28 protein-coding genes and 3 tRNA genes are annotated in these 25,729 nt (G+C 72.8%); 15 read left to right on the forward strand and 16 right to left on the reverse strand.

Annotated features, from left to right (window positions below; all coding sequences use genetic code 11):
• Positions 1–59 precede the first annotated feature (59 nt).
• Entirely contained in the window at positions 60–812 is a 753-nt protein-coding gene (locus MRQ36_RS13850) for a 2-phosphosulfolactate phosphatase (RefSeq protein WP_242801091.1), read from the forward strand.
• 194 nt (positions 813–1,006) lie between these two features.
• Here MRQ36_RS13850 and MRQ36_RS13855 read toward each other — a convergent pair whose 3' ends face one another.
• Positions 1,007–3,085, reverse strand: coding sequence for a carboxypeptidase regulatory-like domain-containing protein (locus tag MRQ36_RS13855; protein ID WP_242795780.1), 2,079 nt, complete (start codon positions 3,083–3,085; stop codon positions 1,007–1,009).
• A gap of 158 nt (positions 3,086–3,243) precedes the next feature.
• On the opposite strand from MRQ36_RS13855, the gene MRQ36_RS13860 reads away from it, so the two are divergent.
• The 5 genes from MRQ36_RS13860 to amcA all read left to right on the forward strand — a co-directional run bounded on the left by MRQ36_RS13860 (position 3,244) and on the right by amcA (position 7,950).
• On the forward strand, positions 3,244–3,597 hold the full coding sequence (locus MRQ36_RS13860) for a sterol carrier family protein (RefSeq protein ID WP_242795782.1): 354 nt from the start codon (positions 3,244–3,246) through the stop codon (positions 3,595–3,597).
• A 165-nt stretch (positions 3,598–3,762) separates the two neighbouring features.
• On the forward strand, positions 3,763–5,301 hold the full coding sequence (gene purF / locus MRQ36_RS13865; protein WP_242795783.1) for an amidophosphoribosyltransferase: 1,539 nt from the start codon (positions 3,763–3,765) through the stop codon (positions 5,299–5,301).
• A 61-nt stretch (positions 5,302–5,362) separates the two neighbouring features.
• Positions 5,363–6,517 carry a phosphoribosylformylglycinamidine cyclo-ligase gene (gene purM / locus MRQ36_RS13870; protein WP_242795784.1) on the forward strand — a complete coding sequence of 385 codons (1,155 nt, stop codon included), beginning with the start codon at positions 5,363–5,365 and terminating at the stop codon, positions 6,515–6,517.
• A gap of 124 nt (positions 6,518–6,641) precedes the next feature.
• Entirely contained in the window at positions 6,642–7,745 is a 1,104-nt protein-coding gene (gene amcB / locus MRQ36_RS13875) for a cyclophane-forming radical SAM peptide maturase AmcB (RefSeq protein WP_242801093.1), read from the forward strand.
• Positions 7,714–7,950 (forward strand): multiple cyclophane-containing RiPP AmcA, encoded by a 237-nt coding sequence (gene amcA, locus MRQ36_RS13880; RefSeq protein WP_242795785.1) that lies wholly within the window; start codon positions 7,714–7,716, stop codon positions 7,948–7,950. The genes amcB and amcA overlap by 32 nt, the downstream gene beginning before the upstream one ends.
• 146 nt (positions 7,951–8,096) lie before the next feature.
• Here amcA and MRQ36_RS13885 read toward each other — a convergent pair whose 3' ends face one another.
• Both MRQ36_RS13885 and MRQ36_RS13890 read right to left on the reverse strand, forming a co-directional pair.
• Complete coding sequence (locus tag MRQ36_RS13885) at positions 8,097–8,315, reverse strand: DUF3073 domain-containing protein (RefSeq protein WP_130330566.1); 219 nt, start codon at positions 8,313–8,315, stop codon at positions 8,097–8,099.
• Between the two features lie 303 nt (positions 8,316–8,618).
• Positions 8,619–9,701, reverse strand: a complete 1,083-nt coding sequence (locus MRQ36_RS13890) for a Glu/Leu/Phe/Val dehydrogenase (protein ID WP_242795786.1) — start codon at positions 9,699–9,701, stop codon at positions 8,619–8,621.
• A gap of 173 nt (positions 9,702–9,874) precedes the next feature.
• On the opposite strand from MRQ36_RS13890, the gene MRQ36_RS13895 reads away from it, so the two are divergent.
• Positions 9,875–10,714 (forward strand): hypothetical protein, encoded by an 840-nt coding sequence (locus MRQ36_RS13895; RefSeq protein ID WP_242795787.1) that lies wholly within the window; start codon positions 9,875–9,877, stop codon positions 10,712–10,714.
• A 252-nt stretch (positions 10,715–10,966) separates the two neighbouring features.
• Positions 10,967–11,176: a BldC family transcriptional regulator gene (locus MRQ36_RS13900; protein ID WP_007073996.1), complete on the forward strand. Its 210-nt coding sequence runs from the start codon at positions 10,967–10,969 to the stop codon at positions 11,174–11,176.
• Between the two features lie 106 nt (positions 11,177–11,282).
• On the opposite strand, the gene MRQ36_RS13905 is transcribed toward MRQ36_RS13900, so the two are convergent.
• On the reverse strand, positions 11,283–11,663 hold the full coding sequence (locus MRQ36_RS13905) for a PPOX class F420-dependent oxidoreductase (RefSeq protein WP_242795788.1): 381 nt from the start codon (positions 11,661–11,663) through the stop codon (positions 11,283–11,285).
• A 54-nt stretch (positions 11,664–11,717) separates the two neighbouring features.
• Here MRQ36_RS13905 and MRQ36_RS13910 point away from each other — a divergent pair, with 54 nt between their 5' ends.
• A complete protein-coding gene (locus tag MRQ36_RS13910) occupies positions 11,718–12,497 on the forward strand; it encodes a bifunctional 2-polyprenyl-6-hydroxyphenol methylase/3-demethylubiquinol 3-O-methyltransferase UbiG (RefSeq protein ID WP_242795790.1) in 780 nt (259 codons plus the stop codon).
• A 68-nt stretch (positions 12,498–12,565) separates the two neighbouring features.
• Here MRQ36_RS13910 and MRQ36_RS13915 read toward each other — a convergent pair whose 3' ends face one another.
• On the reverse strand, positions 12,566–12,853 hold the full coding sequence (locus tag MRQ36_RS13915; protein WP_242795792.1) for a hypothetical protein: 288 nt from the start codon (positions 12,851–12,853) through the stop codon (positions 12,566–12,568).
• Between the two features lie 165 nt (positions 12,854–13,018).
• Between MRQ36_RS13915 and MRQ36_RS13920 the strand changes: the two genes are divergently transcribed.
• Both MRQ36_RS13920 and MRQ36_RS13925 read left to right on the forward strand, forming a co-directional pair.
• Positions 13,019–13,876 (forward strand): 3-hydroxyacyl-CoA dehydrogenase family protein, encoded by an 858-nt coding sequence (locus MRQ36_RS13920; protein ID WP_242795794.1) that lies wholly within the window; start codon positions 13,019–13,021, stop codon positions 13,874–13,876.
• A gap of 52 nt (positions 13,877–13,928) precedes the next feature.
• Entirely contained in the window at positions 13,929–14,672 is a 744-nt protein-coding gene (locus MRQ36_RS13925) for an enoyl-CoA hydratase/isomerase family protein (protein WP_242795796.1), read from the forward strand.
• Positions 14,673–14,725: 53 nt separating this feature from the next.
• Here MRQ36_RS13925 and MRQ36_RS13930 read toward each other — a convergent pair whose 3' ends face one another.
• A complete protein-coding gene (locus MRQ36_RS13930) occupies positions 14,726–16,078 on the reverse strand; it encodes an ABC transporter substrate-binding protein (protein WP_242795798.1) in 1,353 nt (450 codons plus the stop codon).
• Positions 16,079–16,243: 165 nt separating this feature from the next.
• Between MRQ36_RS13930 and MRQ36_RS13935 the strand changes: the two genes are divergently transcribed.
• A complete protein-coding gene (locus MRQ36_RS13935) occupies positions 16,244–16,633 on the forward strand; it encodes a hypothetical protein (protein WP_242795800.1) in 390 nt (129 codons plus the stop codon).
• Positions 16,634–16,680: 47 nt separating this feature from the next.
• Here MRQ36_RS13935 and MRQ36_RS13940 read toward each other — a convergent pair whose 3' ends face one another.
• Positions 16,681–17,094, reverse strand: coding sequence for a hypothetical protein (locus MRQ36_RS13940; protein WP_242795802.1), 414 nt, complete (start codon positions 17,092–17,094; stop codon positions 16,681–16,683).
• 121 nt (positions 17,095–17,215) lie between these two features.
• Between MRQ36_RS13940 and MRQ36_RS13945 the strand changes: the two genes are divergently transcribed.
• Positions 17,216–17,917 carry a DUF2786 domain-containing protein gene (locus tag MRQ36_RS13945; RefSeq protein WP_242795804.1) on the forward strand — a complete coding sequence of 234 codons (702 nt, stop codon included), beginning with the start codon at positions 17,216–17,218 and terminating at the stop codon, positions 17,915–17,917.
• Positions 17,911–18,249 (forward strand): MmcQ/YjbR family DNA-binding protein, encoded by a 339-nt coding sequence (locus tag MRQ36_RS13950; protein WP_242795806.1) that lies wholly within the window; start codon positions 17,911–17,913, stop codon positions 18,247–18,249. The genes MRQ36_RS13945 and MRQ36_RS13950 overlap by 7 nt, the downstream gene beginning before the upstream one ends.
• Before the next feature lie 9 nt (positions 18,250–18,258).
• Here MRQ36_RS13950 and MRQ36_RS13955 read toward each other — a convergent pair whose 3' ends face one another.
• Positions 18,259–18,774, reverse strand: a complete 516-nt coding sequence (locus MRQ36_RS13955) for an SRPBCC family protein (protein ID WP_242795809.1) — start codon at positions 18,772–18,774, stop codon at positions 18,259–18,261.
• A gap of 182 nt (positions 18,775–18,956) precedes the next feature.
• Between MRQ36_RS13955 and MRQ36_RS13960 the strand changes: the two genes are divergently transcribed.
• Positions 18,957–19,832: a hypothetical protein gene (locus MRQ36_RS13960; protein ID WP_242795811.1), complete on the forward strand. Its 876-nt coding sequence runs from the start codon at positions 18,957–18,959 to the stop codon at positions 19,830–19,832.
• Positions 19,833–20,036: 204 nt separating this feature from the next.
• On the opposite strand, the gene MRQ36_RS13965 is transcribed toward MRQ36_RS13960, so the two are convergent.
• The 8 genes from MRQ36_RS13965 to MRQ36_RS14000 all read right to left on the reverse strand — a co-directional run bounded on the left by MRQ36_RS13965 (position 20,037) and on the right by MRQ36_RS14000 (position 25,688).
• A tRNA-Phe gene (locus MRQ36_RS13965) sits at positions 20,037–20,110 on the reverse strand.
• Positions 20,111–20,212: 102 nt separating this feature from the next.
• Positions 20,213–20,286: transfer RNA gene (locus MRQ36_RS13970), tRNA-Asp, on the reverse strand.
• Between the two features lie 32 nt (positions 20,287–20,318).
• Positions 20,319–20,391, reverse strand: a tRNA-Glu gene (locus MRQ36_RS13975).
• Positions 20,392–20,546: 155 nt separating this feature from the next.
• Entirely contained in the window at positions 20,547–21,338 is a 792-nt protein-coding gene (locus tag MRQ36_RS13980) for a polysaccharide deacetylase family protein (protein WP_242795812.1), read from the reverse strand.
• 74 nt (positions 21,339–21,412) lie between these two features.
• Positions 21,413–22,360 carry a MerR family transcriptional regulator gene (locus tag MRQ36_RS13985; RefSeq protein WP_242795814.1) on the reverse strand — a complete coding sequence of 316 codons (948 nt, stop codon included), beginning with the start codon at positions 22,358–22,360 and terminating at the stop codon, positions 21,413–21,415.
• Complete coding sequence (gene idi, locus MRQ36_RS13990) at positions 22,350–22,967, reverse strand: isopentenyl-diphosphate Delta-isomerase (RefSeq protein ID WP_242795816.1); 618 nt, start codon at positions 22,965–22,967, stop codon at positions 22,350–22,352. The genes MRQ36_RS13985 and idi overlap by 11 nt, the downstream gene beginning before the upstream one ends.
• Before the next feature lie 55 nt (positions 22,968–23,022).
• Positions 23,023–24,534: a phytoene desaturase family protein gene (gene crtI, locus MRQ36_RS13995; RefSeq protein ID WP_242795818.1), complete on the reverse strand. Its 1,512-nt coding sequence runs from the start codon at positions 24,532–24,534 to the stop codon at positions 23,023–23,025.
• Positions 24,534–25,688, reverse strand: coding sequence for a polyprenyl synthetase family protein (locus MRQ36_RS14000; protein WP_242795820.1), 1,155 nt, complete (start codon positions 25,686–25,688; stop codon positions 24,534–24,536). The genes crtI and MRQ36_RS14000 overlap by 1 nt, the downstream gene beginning before the upstream one ends.
• Between the last annotated feature and the right edge of the window lie 41 nt (positions 25,689–25,729).

A 25,729-nucleotide genomic window follows, 5' to 3' on the forward strand; every position in this document is an offset into this window, starting at 1 on the left:
GGGCTCCGCGACGGATTCCGGTGACCCGGACCAGCACTCGACCGATCAGCGCTGAGGCGTTGGCCGCGGCCGTACACGCCCAGCCCGGATCCGGGGCCCGGTTCGACTGGGGCCTGACCGGGGCGGCCGAACTCGGCCGGGTGTGTGCGGCCCTGGTGGTGGTGGACGTCCTCTCGTTCACCACCGCCGTCGAGGTGGCGGTCGGCCGCGGCATGCGGGTGCACCCGTTCCCGTGGGGCGAGCAGGCGGCCGACTACGCCCGCCGGGTCGGGGCGGTCGCCGCCGTCGGCCGCCGGCGGACCACCCCGGAGCATCCGTGGTCGCTCTCCCCGGCGGCGCTGCGGGCCGCGCCGGTCGTACCGGACCTGGTCCTGCCGTCACCGAACGGCTCGGCGATCAGCGCCGCCGCCAGCGCCACCGGCCTGCCGGTGATCGCGGCGTGCCTGCGCAACGCCCGCGCCGTCGGGCGTTGGCTCCAGGCCGAGGGGTACGGCTCGATCGACGCCCCGGTCGGCGTGGTCGCCGCGGGTGAGCGCTGGCCGGACGGCTCGCTGCGTCCCTCGGTGGAGGATCAACTCGGGGCGGCCAGCGTGCTCGACGCCCTCTCCGACGTGTCGGGTGGGTTGTCGGTGGAGGCGGCGATGGCGTTGGCCGCGCTGGCCAGTACCCCGGACGTGGCGGCGGCGGTCCGTGGCTGCGTCTCCGGACGGGAGTTGATCGAGGGCGGCTTCGCGGCCGACGTGGCGGTCGCCGTCCAGCTCGACGTCTCCGACGTGGTACCGGTGCTCCGCCAGGGCGTCTTCACCGCCTGACCCGGGCCCGCCCCGTCGAGTCCGCCATGTCGCCGGCTGGTAGATCCCCGGCCTGTTCGAGCCGACAGGTCGGCGGCACGGTGTGCCTCTTGCCGTCGGCGTGACGGGGAGAAGGGGAAGCGGGCAGCCCGGGATGAGACACGGCAGTGGCCGCCCGGGAAACCCGGGCGGCCACGTGTCGGTTCGTCGGTGGGTCAGTCGTCCAGCCAGTCCAGCCTGCGGCCGCCCCGGTCCTGCGGCGGCGGCCCGTCCGGGCGGGCCCGCCCGGCCTGGGCCGGGTCACCGTAGTAGCCGCCCTGCTCCTGGCCCTGGTTGTCGTAGCCGGGGCTGCGCTGCTGCGGCGGCTCCTGGCCGTAGCCACCCTGCTGGCCGTAGCCGCCCTGCGGTGCCTGACCGTAGCCGTCGCCCTGCTGCGGCTGGCCGTAACCGCCGCGCTGGTCGTAGCCGTCGTAGCCCTGCTGCTGACCACCGTCGTAGCCGCCGCCGGCAGGCGCGTTGTCGTAGCCGCGGCCGGTCGGCGCGTTGTCGTAGCCGCGACCCGCCGGGGCGTTGTCGTAACCGCCGCCCGCCGGGGCGTTGTCGTAGCCGCCGCCGGGCGCGGTGCCGTAGCCACCACCCGAGGCGCCGTAGCCGCCGTCCTGGCCGTAGCCGGTGCCCGGCTCCGGCGCGCGGCCGTACGGGCCCGGCTCGGGTTGGCCGTAGCCCCGGCCCTGGTCCGCCTGCGGCTGGTAGGTGCTGGTCGGATACGGGTCGGCCGCCGGGGCGTAGGACGTGCTGTCACCGGTGTAGCGGCCGGTGGGCTCGTCGTACCGCTCGCCGCCGTAGCCGCCGCCCTGGGCCGGCGGGTAGCCCGCCGCCCCGGCAGCGCCGGCCGCACCGGCACCGTAGTCCCGGCCGCCGTAGCCACCGCCGGACGCGGGTGCGTCGCCGTAGCCGCCACCCGAGGCCGGCGCGTTGCCGTAACCGCCGCCCGAGGCGGGCGCGTTGCCGTAGCCGTTGCCGGCGCCGTAGCCGCCCTGAGCGGGGGCCTCGTCGCCGTAGCCGCTGCCGGCCCAGCCCGGCTGCCCGCCCGATCCGTACGCGGGCGGTGGGGCACCGTACGGGTCCGGCGGGACGTCGTCGACCACCGGGCGGTGCATCATCGTCGGGGCGTCGCTGAGCGAGGTGCCACCGACCATGGTGGGAGCCGGGCCGAGACCCATCCCGCCGTTGACCACCCGGGTCTGGTCGTCCGTACCCCGGTAGGCGCCCCGGGCGTTCGGGACCGGGCTCGCGGCGGCGGCCGGGACGGCCTCGTCGTCGGGGTCGTCGCCCTCGTTCTTGCGGCGCATGTAGAGCAGCACGATGGTGCCGACGCCGACGGCCACGAAGAGGCCGCCGAGCAGGATCAGCAGCCACGAGCCGAAGCCGCCCGAGTCCTCGTTGGCGGCGGCGGCCACCTGGCCGGGGCTCGTCTCGGGGGCGCTCTCCTCGGGGGAGGCGTCGTCGCTCGCCTCATCCGACGGGGTGGCCTCGGCGCTCGCCGACGGGCTGGCGCTCGGGGTGGCCTCGGTCTTGATCGGCAGGCTGAGCCGCTGGCCGGTCACGCTCTGGCCGGCGTTCGCGGTGAAATTCTTGTAGACCTTGACGTCGTTCAGGACGGCACCGAGGTCGATCCGGCCCGGCGCGATCGGCGCCGACTCGGAGCCGTTGAACCGGTAGTTGCCCTTGTCGTCGCTGATCGTGGTGTACCGGTGCTGCTGCGAGTCGAGCAGCATCACGGTGGCGTTCGGCACCGCGTCGCCGGTGGACGAGTTGGTGACCTTGCCGGAGACCAGCTTGACCGTCTGCACCTGCTGCTGGGTCGGGCTGGGCGCGGCCTTCGCCTTCACCGTCAGCGAGAAGGTCGGCGTGGCCGGGTTGGACTTGTCCGGCTTGACCTGCACCGTCACGTTCGTGTTGGCGTCCGACACGTTGTCGTTGGCCCGGATGGTCAGCACCTGCGTCTTCGGCGAACCGGGCGGGCCGTTGAACTGGAAGTTGCCGCAACCGCTGCTGCAGCTGACGCCGGACGGGAGGCCGGTGAGGTTGAGGTCACCGCTCTTGTCCTCGGTACCCGGCGTGATGACCACGGTGACCGTGGCGTCGCTACCGGCGTTCAGGGTGACCGACTGTGGCTGCACGACGGCCTCGGCCGCGAGGGCCGGTGTGGCGGGGACGGTGAGCAGGGCGCCGGCAACCAGCGCTACGACCACACCGGCCCGCTGCTTCCAGGCACGTCGGTGTGTTGACACGTCCACCGCCTTCCGGTCTGACCTCCCTGGCCGGCGGATGCCGGGCCCGGGATCATCACGGTACGAATACGCCGTCGGCAACTATGCCTTGTCTGACCGGATCGGCGCGACCCAGGGCCAGCGTCGGAAGCGCTGCACTCGGGTCGTATCGTCCCGTCGTGTCCTCTCCGCACTCTAAGTCCGCCGCGGTCGCGGCAGCGTTGTCGGCGCTGGACGAGGGGCGTACGCCCGAACGGCCGGTGTTCCGGGAGGCGGTCCGTACCCTCTTGGCCGTCCTCGTGGAGCGCGCCCCCGGCCGTTCGGTGGAGGTGCGGGTTCCACCTTACGGTGCCGTGCAGTGCGTAGCCGGTCCGCGACACACCCGTGGCACCCCGCCGAACGTGGTCGAGATGGATCCGGGCACCTGGCTGGCACTCGCCACCGGCCGCCTCGAGTGGGCGGCGGCGGTCACCGAGGGTCGCGTACGGGTGAGCGGGGTCCGGGCCGACCTCTCCGCGTACCTGCCGCTCTAGCTGCGTCGACGCCGCACCTACCATCACTGGGCGGAGCCCGGTCGTGACTATGTGTATTGACTTCGATTCGCGTACACTGACAGGCGACGACGGTCCCGGCCGACCGCGCGGAGCTCTCCCCCGACTCCGCCCAGGCCAGTCCAGACCAGCATGAGGGAGCGGCAGGTGCCCCGAGGCGATGGCCGGCTGAGCCACGACCTTGACCCCCAACGACCCGGCCCCCAGGACGCGTGCGGCGTCTTCGGTGTCTGGGCGCCGGGGGAAGAGGTCGCCAACCTCACCTATTTCGGGCTCTACGCCCTCCAGCACCGTGGCCAGGAGGCCGCCGGCATCGCGGTCAGCGACGGCTCCGGCGTGGTGGTCTACAAGGATCTCGGCCTGGTCGCCCAGGTCTTCGACGAGCCGACCCTGGCCAGCCTGCGCGGGCACCTCGCCATCGGGCACGCCCGCTACTCCACCACCGGCGGGTCGACCTGGGAGAACGCCCAGCCCACCATCCGGTCCACCACCTCCGGCACGACCATCGCGCTGGCCCACAACGGCAACCTGGTCAACACCGCCGAGCTCCAGCGGGAGGTGGCCGAGCGGGGTCTCGACTCCGACGGCTCGACCAACGACACCTCGCTGGTCACGATGCTGCTGGCCGGCCGGCCGGATCTCTCCGTCGAGGCGGCCGCGCTGGAGGTGCTGCCGCAGCTGCGCGGCGCGTTCAGCTTCGTCTTCATGGACGAGTCGACGCTCTACGCCGCCCGTGACCCGCACGGCGTGCGCCCGCTGGTGCTGGGCCGGCTGGAGTGCGGCTGGGTGGTGGCCAGCGAGACCGCCGCGCTGGACATCGTCGGCGCCAGCGTGGTGCGCGAGGTCGAGCCGGGCGAGTTGATCGCCATCGACGAGGACGGGCTGCGCTCCACCCGGTTCGCCGCGCCGGAGCCGAAGGGCTGCCTCTTCGAGTACGTCTACATCGCCCGCCCGGACGCCACCATCGCCGGCCGGAACGTGCACGCCGCGCGGGTGCAGATCGGCCGCCAGCTCGCCAAGGAGCACCCGGTCGAGGCGGATCTGGTGATCCCGGTGCCGGAGTCCGGCACCCCGGCGGCGATCGGCTACGCCGAGGAGTCCGGCATCACCTACGGCGCGGGCCTGATGAAGAACCCGTACGTGGGGCGCACCTTCATCCAGCCGTCGCAGACGCTGCGCCAGCTCGGCATCCGGCTGAAGCTCAACCCGCTGCGGCAGAACGTGCGCGGCAAGCGGCTGGTCGTGGTGGACGACTCGATCGTGCGCGGCAACACCCAGCGCGCCATCGTGCGGATGCTGCGCGAGGCCGGGGCGCTGGAGGTGCACGTCCGGATCTCCTCGCCGCCGGTCAGCTGGCCGTGCTTCTACGGCATCGACTTCGCCACCCGGGCCGAGCTGCTGGCCAACGGGCTGGACAACGACGGCATCCGGCGCTCCATCGGTGCCGACACGCTGGGCTACGTATCGCTCCCCGGTCTCATCGCGGCGACCGAGCAGCCGAAGACCCGGCTGTGCCGGGCGTGTTTCGATGGGGAATACCCGATCGAGCTCCCGGCCGGGAACCTGATCGGCAAGCACGTCCTCGAAGGAGTGGGACGTCGGGTCGCCACGGAGGCGGCCGACCCCACGGGGCACACCGCCCCTCCGCTCGTCGCCACTCCGGGCGGCGCGACCAACCGCCCGTAGCACCACCCGACGCGGGTCCACACCGTGGTGCGGCTCCGCGAGAACCACAAAGGGGAGAACCGTGACGCACGTGTCCGAGCGCAGCGGCGCAGGAAGCAGCCCGACGGGCGCCGGCGGCGACCGCCAGCCCTGGACGGCCGGCACCGGCCGCACGACGCGCAAACGCTCGGTCTCGTACGCGGACGCCGGAGTGTCGATCGAGGCGGGCGACCGCGCGGTCGAGCTGCTGAAGTCCAAGGTCAAGTCCACCCGGCGCCCGGAGGTCATGGGTGACCTGGGCGGTTTCGCCGGCCTGTTCCGGCTGGACACGAAGAAATACAAGAACCCGATCCTGGCGTCGTCCACCGACGGTGTCGGCACCAAGCTGGTCATCGCCCAGCAGCTCGACATCCACGACACCATCGGCATCGACCTGGTCGCCATGGTCGTCGACGACCTGGTCGCCTGTGGTGCCGAGCCGCTCTTCCTGCTCGACTACATCGCCACCGGCGAGGTCGTGCCGGACAAGGTCGCCGAGATCGGCGCCGGCATCGCCGACGGCTGCCGGTACGCGGGCTGCGCCCTGCTCGGCGGAGAGACCGCCGAGCACCCGGGTGTGCTGCGCCCCGACGAGTACGACGTCTCCGCCACCGGTGTGGGTGTGGTGGAGGAGAGCGAGATCCTCAGCCCGGAGCGGGTCGAGGTCGGCGACGTGGTCATCGCGATGCGCTCCTCGGGCCTGCACTCCAACGGCTACTCGCTGGTGCGGCACGTGCTGCTCGGCGCGGGCCGGATGCGGCTGGACGTGGTGATCGAGGACTTCGGTCGGCAGCGCACCCTCGGTGAGGAGCTGCTCACCCCCACCAAGATCTATGCGCAGGACTGCCTCAAGCTGATCGCCGAGGCCGAGGTCCGCTCGATCGCCCACGTCACCGGCGGCGGCATCCCGGGCAACCTGGTCCGGATCCTGCCGGAGCACGTCGACGCGGTGGTCAACCGCTCCACCTGGAAGCCGCAGCCGATCTTCGACCTGATCCAGTCCAAGGGACGGATCGAGGACCCGGAGATGGAGCAGACGTTCAACATGGGTGTCGGCATGTTCGCGATCGTCTCCCCCGAGGACGCCGACCGGGCGCTGGCCACCCTCACCGGGCGGGGCGTGGAGGCCTGGCAGGCCGGCGAGATCATCGAGGGTTCGGGCAACGTGCAGATGATCGGCCAGCACACCCGGGGCTGATCACGCTGGGCTGATCATCCGGGCACCTGATCGGGGGTTCACCCGAGTGGCCACCGACGCCTAGCCTGAAGGTCACTTCAGGCTGGGCGGAGGAGAGTGGATGGCTGCTCGTACGCACCCCGGTATGCGCGGCGTCGCCGCTGTGCCGTCGTACGTGGTGATGCAGCCGACGACCCTCTGCAATCTGGACTGTGCCTACTGTTACCTGCCGCTGCGGGCGGCCGACCGGCGGATGCCCGTGTCGGTCGCCGAGGCGGTGGCGGCCTCGGTCAACCCGTGGGCGGCAACGGGCCGCTTCTCCGTCGTCTGGCACGGCGGGGAGCCGCTCGCGGCCGGCCGGGAGCACCTGGCCGCGCTGATCGCCCCGTTCGGGCCGGCGGTGGAGCACCACGTCCAGACCAACGCCACGCTGATCGACGACGCGTGGTGCGCGTTCTTCGTCGAGCACGGCATCCGGGTGAGCGTCAGCGTGGACGGGCCGCGTGAGCGCAACGGCGAGCGGGTCACCCGGGGTGGGCGTCTGGCGTACGACCGGATCGTGGCCGGGGTGGCGGCGCTGCGCCGGCACGGGCTGCCCTTCTCGGCCCTCGCGGTGGTCTCCCGGCCCGGCCCGGGGTTGGCCGCCGAGCTGTACGACTATTTCCTCGACCTCGGTTGTGACGTGCTGGGGGTCAACATCGAGGAGACCGAGGGCGTCAACCTGCGGGGCAATGCCCACGAGGCGGGCGCGGTGACGGCGTTCTGGGCCGAGCTGGTGGCCGCCTGGCGGCGGGAGCCGCGGATCCATCTGCGCGAGGTGGAGTGGTCGCTGCGCTACACGGCTGCGGTCCTGGCCGGCGGTGCGGACGACCTGCTGCCCCGGCAGCTCGACCCGATCCCGACGATCGGCCACGACGGCTCGGTGGTGGTGCTCTCACCGGAGCTGGCCGGCTTCACCGACCCCCGGTACGGCGACTTCACCAGCGGCAACGTGCTGGCCACCCCGTTGGCGGAGATCCTGGCCGGCGCGGGGCGGACGGGCTGGGTGGGGGAGTTCCTCACCGGGGTGGAGGCGTGCCGGTCGTCCTGTCCCTATTTCGGCTTCTGCGGTGGTGGTCACGCCGCCAACCGCTACTTCGAGCAGGGGCGTTTCGACGGTACGGAGACCGAACACTGCCGCAACAGCAAGATCCGCCTACTGGAGGGAGTGTTGGAGCATGCCCGAGACCACGAGTCACCGGCAGCCTGAGCGCGTCGGGGAAGCCGTCGGAGATCCGGTGACCGACCGGGTACGCGAAGCCGCGGCGGGATTGACCGCGCTGCTCCACGAGGCCGAGGCCGCACGCGTGCGGCGGTCGGAGGTGTCGGGCGGCGACGGTGCCAGCGCGGTCTGCGCCTGGAACCACTTCGAGAACATCCCGACGTTCTACAACTGGAACAACCGGCCCCGCTGAGGTAGGCGTCCGGGATCAGGGACCCGCCGGACGGCCGGAGCGTGCTCCGGGGCGGCGGGGTCCCTGATCGTCGGCGTGGTGCCGCTTCAGGCGGGCACATGCGTGAGCACGCGGGGAGTCACCGCGTGCTCAGCTGTGTCCGGAGGTCAGCGGGTCGGACGGACCCAGGTGTCCGGGTCCTCGTCCGCGTGATCCTCATCATCGTCGTCGACATACTCTTTGTAGTCGTCGTCGAAGTGCTGTTCAGACTTCCCACCAGCACCCGCCAGTTCGCGCTGCAAGGCGGTGAGGTCGGTGTTCGGGGAGTGGTACTTCAACTCCCGGGCCACCTTCGTCTGCTTGGCCTTAGCACGGCCGCGCCCCATGGCTCGACCCCCTCGCACAGAATGCGGGGCAGCCCGAAGGCGGGCCCCGATGACGTCAGGCATCTCTCGTGGCTCTTACGGTACATGGGGATGCCACCGTTCGGCACCTCGGGTTACCGTCAGCCGGGGCTGCGCGTCGCAGTCATCCGGCCGTCACAAATTGTACCCGGTAAGGAGTGGGTGCCGGGACCGGCCGTGACAGCGGGCAAACGGTACGAAGTTTCCCAAAATCAGCTTAGCGCCGGCCGGCCCCGAACGGTGCTCCGGGGACGGAGCCGGAGCCCCGCCCCCGGAGGGAAATTCTCAGCGCAGGTGGATCGTCCGGAGCCGGCCGACCTCGGCCATCCGCCGCTCGGCGAGCCGGTCCGCGGCCACCGCCGGCGGCACACCCTCGGCGTCCGCGAGCCGGAGGATCTCCCGGGTGGTGTCGTAGATCCGGGTGGCCCGCAGCTTGGCGCGGTCGAAGTTGAAGCCCTCGATCTCGTCGGCCACCTGGATCACACCGCCGGCGTTCACCACGTAGTCCGGGGCGTACAGGATGCCCCGGTCGGCGAGGATCTTCTCGATCCCGGCATGGGCGAGCTGGTTGTTCGCCGCTCCGGCGACCACCTTGGCGCGCAGCACCGGCACCGTGTCGTCGTTCAGGGCGCCGCCGAGCGCGCAGGGGGCGTACACGTCGATGTCGGACGCGACCAGCGCGGCGGCGTCGTCGACCAGCTCGACCTGCGGGTGGGTGGTGCGGACCCACTCCAGCGCCTTCGGGTTGACGTCGGTCGCCACCACCTCGGCGCCGTCGGACAGCAGGTGGCCGGTGAGGTACTTGCCGACCTTGCCCAGGCCGGCCACGCCGACCCGGCGGCCGGCCAGCGACGGGGTGCCCCAGACGTGCTCGGCGGCGGCCCGCATGCCCTGGAAGACGCCCCAGGCGGTCAGGATCGACGAGTCGCCGGCGCCGCCGTGCTCCACGCTGCGACCGGTGACGTAGCTGGTCTCCCGGGCGATCACATCCATGTCGGCGACGTAGGTGCCGACGTCGCACGCGGTGTAGTAGCGGCCGTTCAGCGACTCCACGAAGCGGCCGTAGGCGCGCAGCAGCGCCTCGCTCTTGGTCTGCTCCGGGTCGCCCCAGATGACGGCCTTGCCGCCGCCGAGGTCCAGGCCGGCGAGCGCGTTCTTGTACGCCATGCCACGGGACAGGTCGAGCACGTCGGCGAGGGCGTCGGCCTCGCTCGCGTACGGGTAGAACCGGGTTCCGCCGAGCGCGGGGCCCAGCGCGGTGGAGTAGATCCCGATGATCGCCTTGAGGCCGGACTGCTTGTCCTGGCAGAACACGACCTGTTCGTGACCGGTCGATCCCGGGTCTTCGGTGCTGGCGAATACGCCCATGGCTGACTCCTGTGACGGTGTGCGCCCTTGTGGGGCGCGGACCTGGTGGCACGCCGGCGGGATGCTGCCGGTGCTGCTGAGCCTAATATCGGCCGTGGCCGTACTGTCGCCGACGTCACGCCCGCCGTCGACGTCGAGGGGGTGCGGAGTCCGTCTCGTGGGAGGATCGCGCCGTGCCCTCGCTCTTCGCTTCGTACCTGCGCGTGTACGAGCCGCTGACCGCCTTCGACCGGGACCGGCAGTCGTACTGGCGCCGGTACGTCAACGAGGGTCGGGCCGTGGCGCCCCTGGAGGGGCCGGTCCGGCAACGGACGTCGGTGATCGAGGCGCTCGGCGCGGGCTGGACCCGACTGCCCGACCTGCCGGACGAGGCGTACGTCCTGGAGACCGACGACGCGCTGCTGGTCTGCCCGTGGAACCTGCGGATCCGGGTGGCCGAGGCGGCGTTGAGCGCCCGGGACGGGGTGCCGTCGGTGCTGGCCGACGCGTTCGTGCCGCCGATCCTGGCCGGTCAGGCCAAGGCGGTGGTGGAGGACTGGCGCAGCGGGGCCCGGGTGCTGGAGCACGGGGTGCCCCGGGTGCACGAGCAGGTCGCCACCTGGGGTGTGCCGCTGAGGTGGTTCGTGCTCTTCGATGCCGACGAGCGGCACCTGGTGACCGACCCGGGCCGGCGGGCGATGCGCTACCGCACCGAGATCTCCAAGGCCCGCCGCCGGTCGTCCCGGGCGCTGTCGGTGCTGCGCAAGTCGGTCGGCGAGGCACCGATCACCGAGGCGGTCGAGGAGGCCGCCCGGTGGCTGGAGGAGTTCCACCCGCGTTCGGTGGTCGAGCTGGACTACGGCGGCCTGGTGCAGCTGCTCCCGGACGACACCCTGACGGCCGACGACTCGACGGAGCTGGTGGCGAACGGCCTGGCCGCGCTCTCCCGGGGCGAGGCGGACGAGGCCTCCGCCGCCTACGACAAGCTGGTCGCCCGCTGGCGGGCGGTGCAGCTGCTGGAACGGTGCAACTAGCGCGAAACTTCGCGGGGAGCGCTCCCAATTTGAGAATGCCTCGTAGTTTACGCATCACCATCCGTGATCATGAGTCCGAATAAGGTACTTTCTGACGTGTAAAAGTCGTAAAAATCGGGCATGGTTCATCCGTCCGTCTAGGGACCTTCAGCCGTTCGGCCCATGTCGGACATCGGGGACTAGCCGGACCATGGGAGACGCGTCGGCCGGCGGGACCCCGGCCGATGTCTATACATGTGGAGGAGTGACCCGATGGCATCGCGAACGCACGAACCAGAGCCGCTACTCACGCCGGCCGAGGTGGCGTCGATGTTCCGTGTCGACCCGAAGACGGTGACCCGGTGGGCCAAGGCTGGCAAGCTCAGCGCCATCCGGACCCTCGGCGGCCACCGCCGCTACCGCGAGTCGGAGGTCAGGGCCCTGCTGCAGGGTCAGATCCCGCAGCAGCGCCAGGGGGACTGACCCCGCCGACAGCACACGCTCTCCGATCAGGGGCGGCCGGACGTACGCGACAGCGACGATCCGCCGCCCCTGACTCGTGTCCCGGGTCGCATCGTCCCGTGCCCGCTCAGGCGTCCAGCACGATGCGCAGCCCCACCGTCCCGCTCTCGCCCCGGCGCAGTCGGCTGCCGAGCAGGCTGAGCCGGCCGATCAGCCGGTACTTCTGCTTCAACAGGTCGCGTACCCGACGGGTGTCGGCGGGGTCGCAGATCGTCGCGTGACCCGGCACCGCCGCACCGCGCGGATTCCCCCGGACGTCGCAGGGCGCCACCGTCACCCGGCCGTCCCGCCGGATCCGCTTCACCTTGCCGGCGTCCGACACGGTCCACACCGCGAGGGCGTCACCGTCGCGTACCGCCCACACCGGGGTGGGCACCGCCCGGCCGTCCTTCCGGAAGGTGGTCAGCAGGACGTACTTCTCCGCCGCCAGGCGGTCCAGGTCGGTCACGTCGCCCAGGATACGGCCGCGACAACCGGACCAGGCCCGGATAGCGTGATCACCATGGTGGGGGAACCGGTGATCGGCGACGTCTTCGGCGAGCTGATCCGCGACGCGTACGCGGTGGCCACCGGCATCGGCCCCCGGCCCCTGGTCGGTGGGCGGCTGCCCCGGCCGGTCATCGAGATCATCGAGCGGGACGACGGACTGGTCAACGGCGCACCCGCCGCGCACTACCTGGACCCGCCGCAGGCGTGGCAGCCGTACGACCACCGGGCGGTGGACCGGGTCCGCGGCCGGACGCTCGACATCGGGGTGGGTGGCGGCCGGATCGCCCTGCACCTGCAGGAGCGCGGGGTGCCGGTCACCGGCCTGGACACGTCCCTCGGCGCGCTGCGGGTCAGCCGGCACCGGGGCGTCCGCGAGCTCGTGCACGGCACGATCGACGAGCACGTCGCCGACGGCCGGCGCTACGACACCTTCCTGCTGCTCGGCAACAACCTCGGGCTGATCGAGGGGCGGGACCGGGCGCCGGGCTTCCTCGCCGCACTCGCCGCGCTGGCCCGTCCCGGTGCGCAGGTCATCGCGCACGGCACCGACCCGTACGGGACCACCGACCCGCTGCACACCGGCTACCACGAGCTCAACCGGCGGCGCGGCCGGCTCGGCGGCCAGCTGCGGTTGCGGCTGCGCTACCGGCAGCTCGGCACCGAGTGGTTCGACTATCTGGTCTGCTCCGTCGACGAGCTCACCGAGCTGCTGCACGGCTCCCCGTGGCGGCTGACCGACGTGGACACCCTGGACGCCCCCTACTACCTCGCCACGCTCACCCTCGCCGGCTGAGCGCGGGCGGGCGCGGGTTAACAGGGGCCCCCTGCTATATCGAATGCGTTAACAAGGGGCCCCTGCTTTCAGACCTGGATGGTGGGGGTGTGCTGCTCCGGGGGGAGGCCGCCGTCGCCGTCGACCACCTCGTCGGGCGTACCGTCCTCGTCGATGTCCACCATGGTGATGTCGACCTTGCCGTCACCGTCGGTGTCGAACTGGAACAGGTCCGCCTTGCCGTCGCCGTCGGTGTCGACCACCCACACGTCGGTCTTGCCGTCGTTGTTGGTGTCGGCGCGCAGCAGGTCCACCCGCTCGTCCCCGCGGGTCTCCACGGTCTCCGTGCTCTCGGCGCTCTCCGGTGCCTGGCTCATGTCGGTCCTTCCCTTGACGTTGACGGCCGTCTGTACCCGATCCGGTCGGCCCCCACGCATGCCGGGCCGACCGCTGCCGCCTAGGGTCGCACCCAGGAACGAGCGGAGCGTACGGCCGGGCGTGGCGGAGACCCCGCGCGTCGCCGCACGCGGCGAGGGGACGACATGAGTGGTCGATTCGTGGTCGTCGGGGCCGGCACCATGGGCCTCGGCATCGCCTATGTGGCAGCCGGCGCGGACTATGCGGTCGAACTGGTCGAGGTGGACCCGGCGCGCGGTGCCGCCGCGCTGACCCGCCTGGACGAGCTGTGGGCACGGGGCGTGCAGCGGGGCAAGCTGACCGCCGACCGGGCGGCGGCGAACCGGCAGCGGGTCACCCTGCGGGCCGGCCTGGCCGAGGTGGCCGAGGGACCGGACGTGATCGTGGAGGCGGTGCCGGAGCGGCTGGACCTCAAACGGGCGGTGCTGCGGGAGGCGGCCGACCGGCGGCCCGCCCTGCTCGGCAGCAACACCTCCAGCATCCCGATCGCCGACCTCGCCGCCGGACTGGACCGGCCCGCCGACTTCCTCGGACTGCACTTCTTCAACCCGGTCTGGGCGATGGCCCTGCTGGAGATCGTGGTCGGCCCGGCCACCGCGGCGGAGACCACCGACGCGGCCGTCGCGCTCGCCGGCCGGCTCGGCAAGGACCCCGTCGTCGTACGCGACATGCCGGGCTTCGCCACCTCCCGGCTCGGCGTCACCCTCGGGCTGGAGGCGATCCGGATGGTCGCCGACGGGGTGGCCAGCCCCGGTGACATCGACAAGGCGATGGTGCTCGGCTACCGGCACCCGGTCGGCCCGCTGGAGCTGACCGACCTGGTCGGGTTGGACGTCCGCCTCGACATCGCGCGCACCCTCCAGGCCGCGTACGGGGACCGCTTCGCAGCCCCGCCGCTGCTGGTCGAGATGGTGGCGGCCGGGAAGCTCGGCAAGAAGTCCGGCCAGGGCTTCTACACCTGGAAGGACGGGCAGAAGCGGTGAGCGCGAGGAGTGAGCTTGCGAGCCCCGCAGTCGCGAACGGAAGGTGGGCACGGTGAGTGGACTGAAGGTCGAGGAGCGGACCGACCGGCTGGTGGTGACGCTGGACCGGCCGGAGAAGCGCAACGCCATCGACGCCGACCTGATCGCCGAGCTGCACGCGGTCTGCGCCGAACTGGAGGCGCGGCCCCGGCTGCTGCTGCTCACCGGCGGCACCGAGGGGATCTTCGCCGGCGGCGCCGACATCGCCCAGCTCCGCGAGCGCGGTCGGCTGGACGCCCTGGCCGCGATCAACCAGGCCGCCTTCGCCCGGATCCGGGCGCTGCCCATGCCGACCGTCGCGGCCGTGGACGGCCCGGCGCTGGGCGGCGGCGCCGAGCTGGCGTACGCCTGCGACCTGCGGGTGTGCACGGCCCGCGCGGTCTTCGGCCAGCCCGAGGTGCGGTTGGGCATCCTGGCCGGCGCGGGTGCGACCCACCGGCTGCCGGCGCTGATCGGCGAGGCCCGGGCCAAGGAACTGCTCTTCACCGGCCGCCGGGTGGACGCCGACGAGGCGCTGCGGATCGGCCTGGTGAACCGGGTCGTGGCGGAGCCGGCGGAGCTGCTGGCATGCGCGCACGGCCTGCTCGACGAGATGGCGAAGGGTTCCGCCCTGGCGCTGCGGCTCACCAAGCTGGCCGTGGACGCGCCACCCACCGCCCATCCGCACCTCGACCTGCTCAGCCAGGCGGTGCTCTTCGAGGACGACGAGAAGCACCGCCGAATGACCGACTTCCTGGAGCGCCGCCGCGCCCGGTGAACCCCGGACAGCACGAAGGCCGCACCGGTGCCCGGTGCGGCCTTCGTCGTCGTTCAGTGCCGGATCTGCACCCCGGCGTCGGCCAGCGCGGTCACCACGTGCGCCGACTCACCGAAGCCGATGATCAGGACGGCGTCCGCGCCGTAGTCCTTGATCTCCCTGGCCCCCGCGCTGAAGTCCACCGGGGGTGCCTTCGCGTCGGCCGGCGGCTCGTAGGTCAGCAGCTTGACCTTGTCGGCGCCCATGCCGGCCCGCTCCAGCTCCGCCCGGACGTTCTCCTGGAGGCCCTCGCCGTAGGAGTCCTTACGGGCCACGATGGCGATCTTGTGCGGGCCGTCGCGCAGGATCACGTCCGCCAGGGCCCGGCCCTGGAGACTGTCCGGCGGGGCGGTACGGAAGTAGAGACCCTTGTCGTCGACGGTGGTCAGCCCCGCGTCGGTGTTCGACGGGGAGAAGAGCACCCGACCGGCGGCGACCACGTCCGGCAGCACCGCCCGGGAGATGCCCGAGGCACCCGCACCGATGATGACCGGCACGCCCCGGGCGATGTGCGAGGCGACGGTGGCCTTCGCGACGGCCGGGTTGGTGCCGTCGTCGCCGTCGATCCAGACCACCGGCTCGCCGAGCACCCCGCCGGCCGCGTTGATCTCGCGGATGGCCAGCGCGGCACCGGCTTCCAGCGCCGGGTTGGCGATCGCCAGGTCACCGGTCTTGGGCAGCAGGCCGCCGAGGACCAGCGGCGAGCCGTCGCTCTTGTCCGCCTTGCCGCCACGCTGCTTCTTCGGCCGTGGCGGCGCCTTGGTGCTCGCCGCCGAGTCGTCGCCGGCCCCGACGAACTCGGTCTTCCCGTCGTCGATCACCTTGTCGTCGAAGTGCAGGGTGGCGTAGCTGGCGGTGGCCGGCTCACCGGCGTCGGTGAACCCGGCCCGGGTCAGCGACACCCCCCGGTACTCGATGTCCTGGCCGGCGCGGGCGAGTTCCAGGCAGCTGGCGACCTGGTCGCAGCGGTGTCCGCCGGTGGTCACCCCGACGATCTGCTTGGCGATCGCCGCCGGGTCGGTGCTGCCGGCGAGCTGGGCGGCCAGCGCGCTGATCGCCACCGCGTCGTAGGACTCGGCGGAGTAGAGGAAGTCACCCAGCTTCGGGTCTACGGTGCGTAGCCGTTCCTTGAAGTTCTCCGGCAGCCGGGTCAGCGGGGTGGTGCCCTTCATGCCGTTGACGAGGTCGGCCCGGTCCTTCAGCTCGGCGGCGAAGGAGTTCAGCATGTTGCCGTCCGTGCCGTAGAGGCGCGTCTGCGAGGTGGTGGGTGCCTCCTCGGGCTTGTCGTTCCCGCATGCGCTGGTGGCGAGCAGGAGCGCCGCGCAGGCCGTCGAGATGGCTGCGCGCGAACCGCGTGATACGAGCATGGTCGGCCTTTCTCCGGCGAAGGTCCGCTGCGCACATTAGCGTGCCCGGCCGGATGACGGGACCGTGGATGCAGGTCCGTCGGCAGGTCGACAGGCTGTCGTACGGAGAGTGACGGCGAGGCTGTGCGCGGTCACCGCTTGACCGTCCGTCCTACCGTTTCCCAGGTGACCGACGTAGCACAGCAGACGCTGGACGACGCGACCGCCGTGCTCCGCTCGGCGCTGGCCGGGGACGGTGACGGGGTGGTGGGCACCTTCGACGCCGTGGTCGACCGCTCCGGGTTGGCCGGGGCGTACGGGGTGGCCTGGTGCCTGGCCGCGACGATGCTCGGCGACGACGCACCGGCGGGGAGCTGCGCACTGGACTTCCCCGGCATCGACCAGGCCGGCTACGACACCCGCTGGGTGGCCCGTTTCGTCAGCGCGTACGCCAATGACGACCTGGACACCGGCGAGGCGCTGTTCGGGGCGGCGGTGGCCGACGGGCTGCTGCCGGACTGCCTGCTCACCCTCGCCGGGTCGACGGTGGCGACGCTGCGCAGCCGGACCGACTGAACGGCGCGGCGCCCGACCGCGAGGGCCGGACGCCGCACCCGGCCGGGTCAGAAGGCGTGGTACGCGATCAGCGGCTCGTACTCGTACCGCAGGTTCTCGAAGCGGATCCGGAAGTTCGCCCCGTCCCGGACGTTGGTCGCCACGGTGATGTAGCCCGAGTTCGCCGGCAGGTAGGTCAGGTAGTTGCAGGCGTTCGTCTTGTCGACGAAGACCACGCAGGCCTGGGTGCCGAACGCGCTGGCGTTGCGCACGTTGATGTCCCGGCAGCGGGTGGTGGTGCGGTAGGTGCCCGCCTCACCGCCCCACGCACCGGTGGTGAAGTAGGACCGCGTCGCGCCGCCGTAGCAGGTGGTGGCGCTGGCGAAGAGGTTGGCGCCGGGGGCGGCCTGGGCGGGGGAACCGAGGGCGAGCAGCGGCAGCGCCGCCGTCGTGGCGAGCAGACGGACGACCGGGGATGCCATGGAGCCTCCAGGGGTGGGTGAACCCTGAGTTGCGGTCAGGGTGCCGAGCGTGAAGATGGTATCCGTCGATCTCCGGCCCGGCCATCCCGCCCGCGTCGCAGGGCTGTGATAGCTGTGGTGCATGTCCGAGGCGATGCTCAGCAAGGTGCGCAAGCTGCTGGCCCAGGCGGAGGACCCGGCCTGCACGCCCGCCGAGTCGGCGGCCTTCACCGCCAAGGCGACCGAGCTGATCGCCCGCTACGGGGTGGACCGGGCGCTGCTGGCCGCCCGCGACCCCGGCACCGACCCGGTCGGTGACCGGGTGGTCGACGTGGTCGCCCCGTACGCCCGGGACAAGGCGGGGCTGCTCGCCGCCGTGGCGGACCCGCTGCGGTGCCGCTGCGTACGCCGCCGGCACGGGGACGGCTTCGCCATGCACCTCTTCGGCTTCGCCAGCGACCTGGAACGGGTCGACCTGCTCTTCACCTCGCTGCTGGTCCAGGCCGCGCACGGGCTGGCCGGTGCGGCCGTGCCGGCCGGCGAACAACCGGCCGCGTACCGTCGCTCCTGGCTGGCCGGTTTCGCCCAGGTCATCGGCGGCCGGCTGCGGGTGGCCGAGGCGGGCGCCGCGGCCGAGGCGGGCGCGCCCTCGATGGCGCTGGTGCTGGCCGACCGCTCCGACCGGGTGCAGCGCCGGCTGGCCGAGGTCTATCCGCAACTGCGTACGGCGGCACCGCGCCGGCTCGCCGGCACCGGCTTCGGTTCGGGGGCGGCGGCGGGCCATCGGGCCGACCTGGGTGGCAGCGCCGTCGACACCGCAGCCGCCAGGGGCATCGGATGGTGACCGTCGCGCACGTCCGCGGGATCGCCCGCGCCCTGCCCCGCACCGAGGAGGCACTGGTCCGGGACCGGATCAAGTTCCGGGTCGGCCGGATCGTCTACCTGGCTCTCTCCCGCGACGAGACGGTGCTCGGCTTCGCCTTCCCCAAGGCGGAACGGGACGCTCTGGTCGCCGCCGAGCCGGCGAAGTTCCTCCCGCCCGACCGGGTCGACGAGCGCTACCACTGGGTGCAGGTCCGGCTGGCCGCGATCGACGAGGCGGAGCTGCGGGAGATCGTCGTGGAGGCGTGGCGGATGGTGGTGCCGAAGCGGGTGGCGGCGGCCCACCTCGGGTGAGCCGGTGGCTCAGTCGGCCGCGCGCGCCACCGTGGCCAGATAGCGGCAGAGCAGTTCCTGCCAGCCGGCCGTGAGGGCCTCCCGGTAGCCCTCGGCGGCCTCGCCGTGCCGGTCGAAGTGCCGGTGCTCGACCTCCACCCGGGTGCTGTCCGGTCCCTCCGGGTGGAAGAGCACCTCCACCTCACTGGCCCGCGCCGGGTCCGGCACCGGCACCCGGTCCGGGCCGATCTGCCAGGTGAACACCAACCGGCGGGGCGGATCCCAGGTCAGCACCCGGCCCCAGTCGCTCCGGAAGCCGTACGGCCCGATCTCGTGGAGCATGCCACCGGCGTGCGGCTCGATCCCCAGCTCGGCCAGCGCGTCCGGCCCGGACCAGGTGTATTCGCGTACCCACCAGTCGGTGAGGCGGCCGGTGAAGACCGCGAAGGCGCGCTCCGCGGCGGCTGGGGCGAGGAGACTGCTGCGGAGGGAGAACCGGTCGACGTCCTGACGGACCTCATCCGGGTCGGCCATCTCCTGTCCCATAGGTCCGGACCATACCGGCTGATGCCCGGCTGTGCAGCTTCCCTGGTGGCGGCATCCGGACACCCGGGCACTCCTGTCCGGCGCGGGCTCCGCCGGGCCGAGCCGGGACGGATGCCGGTGGGGAAACCGGGTAACCGCGGCTGATCCGGCCCGGCGACCCGGGCCAGCTTGGAGTGGGGAGCATGAGCGAGAGCGGAGCGACCGAACGGGAGCCGGACCCGACCAGCGAGCGGCTCGCCCAGCGGGGTGGAGCGACCGAGCCGGACGTGCTGCTCGACATCCCGGAGCTGACGGTCGACCAGCTCCGGCTGGCGGTCGACGGCCTCGACGCGGACCTGTCGCTGCGCGCCCGGCTGGCCAACCTGGTCCAGATCGACGCCGGCGTCCGGGTGCACCTGGAGGGTGTGGAGCTGGACGTCAGCGGCGTCAGCGCCGAGGCACTGCTGAAGGTACGCCTGGAGAAGCTGGTCCAGATCCTGGACCGGGCGCTGACCACCATCGACCGGAATCCGCACGTCATCGACGCCCTGGCCCGGACGGCCGCGGTGAGCATCGACGACGTCGACCGGGTCGCCCCGACGCTGGGCGGCGAAGCTGTGCCGGTGGGGGACCGGATCGGTCAGCAGGTGGGGACGGTCGGCGCGGTCGCGGACCAGACCCTGCGGGAGCGGATCGCGGAGCCGTCGCCACCGGCTCCCACGCCGCCCGTCGGGGCGCGGCCACCGGAGCCGCCGACCGGGCCGGGTCCGACCGGCCTCGTCCCTGCCGAGACGGGTGCCGCCGGTGGTGAGCGGCCGGGTTCGGGTGGTGGCGCCGCCGAGGAGCCCGATACCGGCCGAACCGATGGCCCGGAGGTTGACGCGGTGCCGGCCGGGGCGGAGCAGTCGGCGACCGGTCCGGAGGCAGGGAAGGCGGCCGGCGGGCGGGGTGCCGGCCGGCCGGGAGCATCCGGGGCGGCCCAGATGGCGGGCCAAGCCGGTGAGACGCTGCGCCAGGCCGGCCGGAGCGTCTGGGAGGCGATCCAGGGCGGCATGGGCCAACACCGCCCGAAGCGGTGACCGCCGGGACCTGGCGGCGGCGTCGGGTCGGGCCCGGAGGATCCACCCGGCCCGACCCGGCGTACGACCACTCCGGCTGCACGGCTATGAGGTGAGTCACACCCGAACTGCCGCCGGGCCGAGGTGGAGGACCCCGGCACAGCGAAAGCCCCTCACCGCGTTGCCGCAGATGAGGGGCTTCCTGTAGCCCGGCGAAAGGCTATGTGGCCAGGGGCGGGGTCGAACCGCCGACCTTCCGATTTTCAGTCGGACGCTCGTACCAACTGAGCTACCTGGCCGTGCTGCTCGGCTCATGCTACCCAACGGACGGGATCACCGCCGGAAGGCTCATGCTCCGATACGCAGAACGCCGCGCATGATTCGCGCGGCGCCAGCGCTTGCGGTCCTGACGGGACTTGAACCCGCGACCTCCGCCTTGACAGGGCGGCGAGCACTCCAACTGCTCCACAGGACCTTGCTCTGTTGCACCCGACCGAGGTCGGACCGTGCCCCCAACGGGATTCGAACCCGTGCTACCGCCTTGAAAGGGCGGCGTCCTGGGCCGCTAGACGATGAGGGCGGCCCCGCCATCATTGCACACTCGCAACTTCAAGCGGACTTGCTCCCATCCGGCCCCGCCGGAGGCTTGGAAAGCATACGTGATGGCCGGCCTGCCGACCAAACCGGTATGGCGCGGGGCACATCGGGGAGCAAAACAGCAGGTCAGAGCGGGTGTCAGTGGAGTCGGGCGATCCCGTAGCGGCGCTTCAGGTCAGGGATCAGCTGCCGGCAGGCGGCCAACGTGGCCCGCCGATCGCCGCCCCCGTCGTGCATCAGCACCACGGCACCGGGCTTCACGGCGTGCTCCACCCGCGCGGTGATCGTCCGGCTGGTGGGCTTGTCCCAGTCCTGCGGGTCGACACTCCAGTGCAGCGAGTGCATGCCGAGCTGGCGGGCCACCGCCACCACCTCGGGCGTCCACCGGCCGCCCGGCTGCCGGTACCAGGAGACCTTCGCGTTCGGCACCGCCGCGTGGATCGCCCGGTCGGTGCGGAGCAGGTCGGCCCGGATGTCGGCGACCGGTCGCCGACCCAGGTCCAGGTCGTGCCGCCAGCTGTGGTTGCAGAGCTGGTGGCCCTCCCGGACGATCCGGACGACCAGCTCCGGATGGCGCTGGACCTGCCGGCCGACCAGGCAGAACGTCGCGGTGACGTGGGCCGCCCGGAGCTGGTCGAGCAGTCGGGGCGTCCACCGTGGGTCCGGCCCGTCGTCGAAGGTGAGCGCCACCGCCCGGTCACCGGAGCCCCGGCGCAGGCCCGCCGGCAGGGTGCTGGGCACCGGCCGAAGGTGCGGCTTCGGCTTGGTGGTGCGGGAAGGCCGCGGCGAGGGCGTCGGCTTCGGCGCCGGTGGAGCCGCGACCGCCGGTGACGGGCCGCCGGCCTGGCCCGGGTTGCGGCCGGGATCGCCGCATCCGGTGAGGATCAGCACCAGGCCGAGGGCGAACGCCAGTACGGCGCGTGAACGCATCGTCGCTCCCGGAGGGGTCGGGGAAAGCGGATACTCCGACGCTAGTTCACGCCGTCGCGCACCGGGAGAGGCGGTCAGTCCGTTGTCGACTGATCCAGCGAGTCGCGTACGGCCACCGCCAGCGACACCGCCTCGCCCAGGCCGACCGGGCGCACCACCCCGGCGGGCAGCGTGTCGGCCCGCCACCCGGGGCCGGCGGCGAGCACCAGCAGCGGTCGGCGCGGCACGGCGAGCAGGGCGGAGAGTTGCCCCGGGTCGGCGGTGGCCCGGGTTTGCGACCAGACCACCACGGCGGCCGGGCCGGTCCGGGTGACCGCCTCGACGAGGGCCGCCACCGGCACCCGGGAACCGAGCATCCGGTAGGCCACCCCGGCCTCGGCCAGCGCGGCGGCCAGCGCCTCCAGCGGCAGGCTGTGCTGTTCCTCGTCGGCGCAGGAGAGCAGGATCCGGGGCGGTCCGGCGGGGGCGTGGGCGCGGGCGACCGCGGCGAACGCCTCCGACACGCACCGGGACACCAGGTGCTCCACCTCGATCAGGCCGCCGGTGGTGACGTGCCGCTCACCGATCCCGGTGAGCACCGGGCGGAGGAGCCCGTCCCAGGTCGCGACCACTCCGTCGGTGGCCAGGGCATGGGCGATGGTCTCCCCGATCGCCACCGAGTCCAGCCGCATCGCGGCCCGGGCCAACCCGCGGGCGACCGGGCCGGCCCGGCCCACCGGGATGGTCAGCCCGCCACCGTCCCGGGTCAGCCCCGGACGGGTGGTCATCGCGGCCAGGTCCCCGGTGCTGCCCGCCGGGGCCTGCCGGGCCCAGCGGGCCGCCTCGGCCGGGGTGACGCCCTCCGCGGTGAGTCGCCGCATGATCTCCAGGCGCGCGAGATCGGCCGGCGTGTACCGCCGGTGGTGTCCCGGTACGTGCTCGCTGGGGCCGAGCCCGTAGCGCTGGTGCCAGGTGCGCAGCGTGGTGACCGCGACGCCGAGTCGGCGTGCCACGGCCCCCGCGCTCAGCGCCTCATCGGCCACCCGACCGCTCCGACGCCTCGTCGGCCGGTGCCCCGGACGGGATCGCGGCCGGGCCGGGGGCGCCGGCCACGGGACGGAGCAGCCGGTTCACCACCCCACCCAGCCAGGGGGCGTACGCGCGGGGATCGACGTCGAGGTCGGCCTCCAACTCCACCGGATCGACCCAGCGCAGCTCGGCGACCTCGTCGGGATCGGGCAGCACCCGCAGGTCGGCGGGGACGTCGGCGCGCAGCACGTGGTCGTACTCGAACTCGACCCGGCCGGTGGCCGGGTCCTCGGCGTAGTAGACGTACACCCCGACCTCGGTCAGGGTGACCGGGGCGGCGCCGAGCTCCTCGCCGAGCCGGCGGTTGGCGGCCTCGACCAGCGACTCGCCCGGGGTGGGGTGGCCGCAGCAGGCGTTCGCCCAGCGCAGCGGGAAACGGGTCTTGGTCGCGGCCCGGCGCTGGAGCAGCACCCGACCGTCCGGGTCGACCAGCAGCACCGAGAAGGCCCGGTGCAGCTGGCCCGGCGGCTGGTGGGCGGCGGCCACGGTGGTCTCGCCGAGCGGGTGCCCACCGTCGTCGACCAACTCCACCAGGTGCTCTTCGCGGGAGGGGACGGTCACCGTGCCGGTCCTTCGTTCGCGACTACGGGGCTCCGCTGCGCTGCACTCCTCGCGCTCACCGGCCGGCCCCGGTGATCCGGTTGGCGGCCAGCTTGCCGGAGATGAGCACCATCGGCACGCCCACCCCGGGCTGGGTGCCGGAGCCGACGAAGACCACGTTGGACAGGGTGCGGTGCAGGTTCGACGGGCGGAACGGCCCGGTCTGGAAGAGGCTGTGCGCGGACGCGAACGGGGTGCCGGCCGCCATGCCCTGCTCCTCCCACTCGGCCGGGGTGACCGTGCGGAGCACCTCGACGCCGTCGCCGAAGCCGACGTACCCCCGCTCCTCGAGGGTGTCGACGAGCTGGTCGGCGTAGCGGCGGCTCAGGTCGCCGCGCCAGTCGAACGGCGCCCGGTGCAGGTTGGGCACCGGGGCCAGCACGTAGTAGGTGTGCCGGCCGGCCGGGGCGACCGACGGGTCGGTCCGGCTCGGGTTGGTGACCAGCAGGGACGGATCGGTCATCAGCTCCCCCCGCCGGATCACCTCGTCGAACGTGCCCTTCCAGGACCGTCCGAAGTGGATGTTGTGGTGGGCGATCTTCTCATAGCCCTGCTTCGAGCCGACGTGCAGCACCACGCAGGACGGCGAGTAGGTGAGCTTGCGGGCGCGGGCCGGGGGGAGCAGGTCGCGGTAGGCGACCGGCAGGTCCGGGTTGAGCACCACCACGTCGGCCGGGACGAACTCGCCGTCCGAGGTGACCACGCCGGTCGCCCGGCCGTGGGCGGTCTCCACCCGGGTCACGGTGGTGCCGTAGCGGATCTGCACGCCGTGCTTCTCCGCCGCGCCGGCCATCCCCCGGGAGACCGCGTGGATACCGCCGCGCGGGAAGGACACCCCGGCCACCGAGTCGAGGTACGCGATGACCGCGTAGATGGCCAGCGCGTCGTGCGGCGAGAGGCCGGCGTACATCGCCTGGAAGGAGAAGATCCGCTGGGTACGCGGGTCGGAGAAGAACTGGTTGATCTTCGTCTGGAGCCGGCGGAACGCCCCGCTCGCCATCAGCTGCACCAGGTTCCCGGTGAGCAGGTCGGTCGGGGCGTCCAGGTTGCGCTCGATGAAGTCGGCCCGCTCCAGCTCCCACAGCTTCCGGGCGTAGTCGACGAAGCGCAGGTAGCCGTCGGCCTCACGCGGGCCGCAGACCCGGGAGATCTCGGCCGCCATCCGGGTGGTGTCGGTGATGACGTCCAGCGTCGAGCCGTCCGGGTAGTAGGCCCGGTAGGCGGGGTCGAGCGGGGTGAGGTCGAGCCAGTCGTGCAGCTCCTCGCCGACCGCGCCCAGCGCCTCGGCGATCAGGTCCGGCATGGTCAGCACGGTCGGCCCGGTGTCGAACTCGTAGCCGTCCACGCTGAGCCGGCCGGCCCGCCCACCGGGCACCGCCTCGCGTTCCAGCACGGTCACCTGCCGACCACTGCCGGCCAGGTGCAGCGCACAGGCCAACCCGCCCAGGCCGGCACCGACGACCACCACCCGGTCGGTACGTCCGTTCACGGTCCGCACTCCGACCACCTCCCTCACAAAGTTGCCCATCATGCCCGCCGCGCGGTGGCGGCGGTGGCGAGGCCCGTCAGCGCGGTGCGCGCGGTCTCGTCGATCGAGGCGGTGTCGAGCGCGGTCAGCGCCTCGGCCACCCGCTCGGAGATCATCTGTTCGACCCGGGCGACCGCCCCGGTGTCGGCGACCACGTCGGCCAGCCGGGCCACCTCGCGGGCCCCGGTGACCGCACCGGCCCGGTCCAGCACCCGGCGCTGGGTCGGGGTGGCGAGCTGGCGGGCCAGCATCAGCAGCGCGGTCGGCTTGCCGGTACGCAGGTCGTCGCCGGCCGGCTTGCCGGTGGTGGCGGGGTCGCCGTAGACGCCGAGCAGGTCGTCGCAGAGCTGGAACGCCTCGCCCACGGCCAGGCCGTAGCGGGTGTACGCGGCGGTCAGCGGCGCGTCCGCGTCGGCGCCGGCGAGACAGGCACCGAAGAGCAGCGGTCGCTGGACGGTGTAGCTGGCGGTCTTGTAGCGGGCCACCCGCAGCGCCCGGTCCACCGACCAGCCGGCCGCGTCGTTCTCGCCGAGGATGTCGAGGTACTGGCCGGCGACCGTCTCGACGCGCATCTGGTCATAGCAGCGCCGCACGTCGAACAGCCGGGACGGGGGCACCGTGGCGTGGCTGAGCAGCCGGTCGGCCCAGACCATGCAGAGGTCGCCGATCAGCACGGCGACCGCCTCGCCGAACCGGTCCGGGTCGCCGACGTGGCCGGCGGCGACGTGCCGGGCGGCGGCGGCCCGGTGCGCGGTCGGCCGGCCGCGTCGGGTGTCCGAGGCGTCCATGACGTCGTCGTGGACCAGCGCGAAGGTGTGCAGCAGCTCCAGCGCGGCGAGCGCGGGCAGCACCGATCCGAGCGGCTCGTCGCCGCCGACGACCCCGCGCCAGCCCCAGTACGCGAAGGTGGGGCGGACCCGCTTGCCGCCGGCCAGCACGCAGTCGCGCGCCGTGGCGGCGAAGCCACCCATCGCTGCGTCGATCTCGGTGAGCGAGTCGATCTCCGCGGCGAGGAACCCCGCGAGCGTCTCGTCGACCCCCTCGACGAGGTCCCTGGTGAACGCGGCCAGGACGCCGCGGACCGGATCGTCCGTCGCTACCGGCTGTGCCGGCGCGACGCGGAGCGTATTACCCGCAACTGCGTCGTTGGCCATGTCGGCGAGCGTACCCTAGGGTTACGAGTTGCGTCGATTGC

The organism is Micromonospora sp. R77, from assembly GCF_022747945.1.
GTDB lineage: Bacteria > Actinomycetota > Actinomycetes > Mycobacteriales > Micromonosporaceae > Micromonospora.